4 protein-coding genes and 1 pseudogene are annotated in these 3,256 nt (G+C 67.8%); 1 reads left to right on the plus strand and 4 read right to left on the minus strand.

Going from position 1 to position 3,256, the window contains the following annotated elements:
- Positions 1 to 133 (plus strand): annotated as a pseudogene (locus tag ACTWPW_RS63510) (IS30 family transposase); the annotation flags it as partial.
- Between the two features lie 562 nt (positions 134 to 695).
- Here ACTWPW_RS63510 and ACTWPW_RS63515 read toward each other — a convergent pair.
- The 4 genes from ACTWPW_RS63515 to ACTWPW_RS63530 all read right to left on the minus strand — a co-directional run.
- Positions 696 to 875 carry a hypothetical protein gene (locus tag ACTWPW_RS63515; protein WP_443174930.1) on the minus strand — a complete coding sequence of 60 codons (180 nt, stop codon included), beginning with the start codon at positions 873 to 875 and terminating at the stop codon, positions 696 to 698.
- Between the two features lie 149 nt (positions 876 to 1,024).
- Positions 1,025 to 1,558 (minus strand): hypothetical protein, encoded by a 534-nt coding sequence (locus ACTWPW_RS63520; RefSeq protein WP_443174931.1) that lies wholly within the window; start codon positions 1,556 to 1,558, stop codon positions 1,025 to 1,027.
- 146 nt (positions 1,559 to 1,704) lie between these two features.
- Positions 1,705 to 2,694 carry a porphobilinogen synthase gene (gene hemB / locus ACTWPW_RS63525; protein WP_443174932.1) on the minus strand — a complete coding sequence of 330 codons (990 nt, stop codon included), beginning with the start codon at positions 2,692 to 2,694 and terminating at the stop codon, positions 1,705 to 1,707.
- Positions 2,691 to 3,256: hypothetical protein (locus ACTWPW_RS63530; protein ID WP_443174933.1), on the minus strand; the 566-nt coding region annotated here is incomplete at its 5' end. The genes hemB and ACTWPW_RS63530, both read right to left, overlap by 4 nt.

Here is a 3,256-nt window from a genome sequence, read left to right on the forward strand (position 1 = left end):
GCGCATGTGCGACGCCCTGCTGGGCACCGTCGCGACGCTACCCGTCCATCTCAAGCGCTCCTTGACGTGGGATCAGGGCAGCGAGATGGGCCGCCACCACGAGTTCACCATCTCCACCGACATGCCCCTCTGGTCCACTTTTGCCATCATTCGTCATATTTATGCCATTTTGCACCAACGATGCCTATAGGCCCTATCCAATGCCGAGAATGGCTACGTGTTCATGAACCTTACGCATTCGTTCCACAAGGCCCTTCGTGTGCGCCGCTGCGGCCAGAACGTACGGCTATGACGGGGAACGATGGACGCCCGTTGCGGTCAGGGGCATTGGTTGCGTACTGACGTGACCTTGGTGATGAGTCGGAAACGGAAACACCGAAGTCGTGCGCCGATATCCAGGGGGAGATCAGATGACCAGCACTAGCAAATCAGGCGAGCGTACGACCATGCAAACGCTGCAGGAGTGGTCGCTGCGAACGGGTGTCGAGGTGGAGATCTGGGCTCTGCCGGCAGAGCCGCTTCCTGCCTCCATTGCGCAGATCGTCTGCGGCACCATCCAGGATGTCCTGCTTGAGGTGGAACGACAGGCGCTTGCTCGCACCGTCGCCATAGCCCTGACCGTTGCCGCCAGCGGACTGCGACTGACAGTCAGTGACGACGGCTTCGGGACGTCGGCCGAGGCATACAAAGCCCGTTTAGGCAGCCGCGGGGCCGCGTTTGTAAGCCTCGGCGGTAGCCTCAGCGTCAACGGCGTGCCCGGCGAGGGCACCACGGTGGGAGCCACTATTCCTGCAAGAGCTGTTGCCGGTTCCGGCGGCTTCCAGGTGTGTGCTGGCGGTGTCGACGAGGTCGGTGTCGACGTCGATCGTGCACACGCGGCCGGTGGGGGCGACCAGGTGGCCGAGGAGCGCGGCGTTGTAGCCGGTGGCTGTCCCCGGCCTCCAGGATGTTGTGGCTGGGGCGGGCGTCTATCTGCTCCAGTTGGGTGGCGACGATGGACGGCGCGGAGATGCAGGAGATCATCTCACCGCCGGTGCGTGCTTGATCGGCACGGCGCGTCGACGTAGGCGGCCTCCACGTCGGCGTCGGGGATGAACGTGTGGCGCTCGACCGCGCGGAAGGCGCCGATGACCTCGGGGGTGCGCAGGTGGCCGGAGACGACGTACCCATCCACCATGGCCTCGCGCAGCTTGGTGGGGTCGATCGTCACTCCGGCGATCGGTGAGAACGGATGACAGTTCGAGGGCATGGCGGCGTAGACGTCGAGCGCCCGTTGTGCGTGCTTGGCTGCCTGCCCGCCGTCGCGCATGTGCGGCCAGGCTCCGGCCGCACAGGGCGCGGCACGTGCCTCGTTGAACGCGAATTCGCCCCGGATCCCCTGATCGAGCTCGTCAGGGTAGGACTGTCGATCGTCGGCGACGGCCTGCGCCGCACACAGCGCCGCCTCAACAGTTGCGGCGTTGCCGTTGATGGCGTGAGCGTGCCGCGCGACGGTGGCGACCTCGTCGGCGACATCGGCCGGATACACCATGGCCTTCGGCACCGCCACCGCCGGCATGCGCACAGGTTCGTCGGCCAAATAGGCGGTGGCGATGGTGACTTTCGGCGGGGATGGTACCGGTGACGGCCGAGCCAACGCCTCCGGCCGCGCCGGTCACAGGACGACGTGGCCGGCGCGAACGTCGGTCTGCGATCGATGTGGGGTCATGTCTCAACCCAGCGGGCGACCTCTGCGGCCCAGTAGGTAATCACAAGATCGGCGCCGGCGCGACGGATTCCGAGCACGCTCTCACGCACGATTTTCTCCCGGTCGAGCCAGCCGCGCGCTGCGGCGGCCTCGACCATCGCGTACTCACCGCTGGTCTGGTAGGCCGCGAGCGGCACGTCCACGATGGGGCGCACGGCGTGGACGATGTCCTGATAGAACATGGCCGGTTTGATGATGACCGCGTCCACGCCCTGGTCCAGGTCCAGGCGGACCTCGCGCAGCGCCTCGTGGATGGGCCCGGCGGGGTCTTGCTGGTGGCTACCGCGGTTTCCCACCAGGGAGGAGGAGACGGCCTCGCGGAAGGGGCTGTAGAGGGCTGAGGCGTACTTGGCCGAGTAGGCCATGATCGATGTGATGGTGTGGCCGGCCTCGTCCAGCGCCCGGCGGATCGCGGCGACCTGGCCGTCCATCATGCCGCTGGGAGCGACCATGTGCGCGCCGGCCTGCGCTTGGGCGACGGCGATCTGGGCGTAGAGGGTAAGGGTGGCATCGTTGTCGACGTCGCCGTCCGCGCCCAGGACGCCGACGTTGCCGTGGTCGGTGGCTTCGTCAGGATTGAGGTCAGCGATCACCACGAGGTCCTCGCCCACTTCGGTGACCACGTCGGCGATCGCCTGCTGGGTGATGCCGTCGACCGCCCAGGCCTGACTGCCCAGGGCGTCTTTGCGGTCAGCCCTGGGCACACCAAAGATGATCAAGCCGCCGATTCCTGCCTGGGCGGCCGCGGCAGCGGTCTTGCGTAAGCTGTCGCGGGTGTGCCGGACGACGCCGGGCATCGAGGCCACGGGCTGCGGTTCGGCGATGCCTTCCTTGACGAACACGGGAAGGATCAGGTTCGCCGGGTGCAGCCGGGAGCTCGCAACCATGCGTCGCAAAGCGGGGGTGCGGCGCGAGCGGCGTGGCCGGTGCAACAACGGATCGGTCATCGGCTCGCTCCCATCGCGCCGAGCACGCGTTCGACGTGTTCCACAACCGGGCGCGGTGGGCGGCGGGCGTAGCCCGTCTCGGGGCGGGCGATGATGCCCAGGGTGCGCAGCCGGTGCAGGTGCTCGGCGGTGGCGATGGCCAGGCCGAGCGGATCGATCAGGGGCAGCCCTGCCAGTTCGCGCACTCCCAAATGAATGAGGATTTCGTGCGGGATGCCCTCGGCGGAGACCAGCCACTGCGCGCCGGCGGCCGCGGCCCGGCCTGCGGCGGCGGTGTAGGCGTCCAGCAGGGGGGTGAAGTCTTCGGCCAGGGCGCGTTCCACCCGCCATGGCCCTTCGGGGATGACCTGGTAGGAGGCCAGATCCGCGCCCGCCGCGCAGATGTTACCGATGATCGGCTCGGTAAGGGCGTCGATGAAGCCGATGACGCCCAGCCGGTGGCCGTCACTGTGGCCATCCGTTCCCGCTTCGCTGCCCGCTGTCGGCCGGGAGGGCGAACAGTTCCCGCGCAGCGGTGACGTAGCGCTCCCCCGCCGGGGTTCCTGCATGGGTGGAGATGCGG

Origin of the sequence: Nonomuraea sp. KM90 (assembly GCF_052246675.1) — a bacterium.
GTDB lineage: Bacteria > Actinomycetota > Actinomycetes > Streptosporangiales > Streptosporangiaceae > Nonomuraea.

Excerpts from the sequence above, each read along its gene's own strand:
- ACTWPW_RS63520 (WP_443174931.1), bottom strand. The coding sequence starts at position 1,558 with ATGCCGGCGGTGGCGGTGCCGAAGGCCATGGTGTATCCGGCCGATGTC.
- hemB (WP_443174932.1), bottom strand. The coding sequence starts at position 2,694 with ATGACCGATCCGTTGTTGCACCGGCCACGCCGCTCGCGCCGCACCCCC.